This window comes from Caldimonas taiwanensis NBRC 104434 (assembly GCF_001592165.1).
In the GTDB taxonomy this organism is placed as follows: Bacteria; Pseudomonadota; Gammaproteobacteria; order Burkholderiales; family Burkholderiaceae_C; genus Caldimonas; species Caldimonas manganoxidans.
In genome coordinates this window covers 1-1,275 of record NZ_BCWK01000072.1, presented here as the reverse complement: position 1 = coordinate 1,275, position 1,275 = coordinate 1, and the positions used below count along the sequence as shown (strand labels likewise).

Below are 1,275 nucleotides of genomic sequence, written 5' to 3'. Positions count from 1 at the left end.
ATGGGCGTGTTGGAAGGCGCTGTAGGCCAGTCGCCGCACGCTGGTGTCGCGGCCTTGCTCGTCCATAAGCGCCTCGTCGGTGTAGGCCAGCACCGCCGACGGACAGGCATCGAGGGCATCGGCCAGCAATGCGAAGGCGCCGGCCTCGTAGCGGTCGTCGGGATCGACGAAGGACACGAGCGGCAAGGTCCCTCGCGCGAAGCCCGCCGCGCGGGCCCTCCCGACACGCCCCGGGATGCCGGGCAGCCGGTGCAGGCGGATCGGCGCGCCGGCGAGGCTGGCGATGCAGGCCTCGCGCCATTCGGTTGGCTCATCGAGCGTCAAGAGGTGCACGTCGATGCGCGGCGGACTCATAGCTGCCCCCGCCGCTGGGCGGCGGCCCCCCGAGGGGGCGCGCCATGATCTTGGGACGGCCCGGCGATCATGGCGACACCCCGCCCCAGTGCTGCCCCCAGCGCAGGCCGTAGCCGGCGCGTTCGGTGGTGCGCGTCTGCGCCTGCCAGCTGCTCAGGCCGTCGCGCTCGGCCTCGATCTCGACGGTGACGGTATCGCCGGCGCTGCCCGCATCTGCCGCAGCGCTGGCCACGTCCCAGGTCCAGGTGTTGCCGGCGATGCCGCTTTGGGTGCGCACCAGCACGCCGTTGCGGTCGCGGATGCGCACGGTGTAGGTGGTGCCGGGCTCGGGGCCGATGTCGCCCTCGTCCTGGCGCACGAGGTAGGCGGTCTGCTGGATGCGGTCGCGGTGCGCCCAGGTGAGGATCAGGTCGCCGGCGACCACGGCGGGCTCGCGCTGGCCGTTGAGCCGGATGCGCCCGGGTGGATACGGCCGCGCCTGGCGGCCGCTGAGCACCAGCGGCTGGCCGTTGGCGGCGAGCACCGCATCGCCCTGGTCGGTGGAAGTGCGCGGGATGGCGGCGACGAACACCGACTCGCCCGGGGCGCGTTCGGTGGTCTCGGCGGCCAGCCATTCGCCCACGCCGATGAGCCGCGTGCTGGCCGGATGGGCTTGCGGTGTGGTGTCGAGCACGCCGCGGGCGAGGTCGAGCGTGCCGGCGGTGGCATCGAAGGCGAGGATGGCCACCGCCTCGCGGAGCTGGCCTGCGGCATCGACCAGATAGGCGTAGTCGCCGATGCTCAGGCGCTCGGGCTGGGACAGCGCCGTCACCGGCACGGCCAGCGCATCGGCCTCGCTCGCCGGCAGTGCCTGGCCGAGCGTGAGCAAGGGCGCGTAATCCTCCGGGGCCACTGCCCCGAGATCGGCGCTCGCGGGCCCGG

At 73.8% G+C, this 1,275-nt stretch carries 2 pseudogenes; both read right to left on the bottom strand.

Features of this window, described 5'->3' with window-relative positions:
* Positions 1-354: pseudogene (locus CTA01S_RS16145) on the bottom strand (hypothetical protein); the annotation flags it as partial.
* Between the two features lie 67 nt (positions 355-421).
* A pseudogene (locus tag CTA01S_RS16140) lies at positions 422-1,275 on the bottom strand (phage tail protein); the annotation flags it as partial.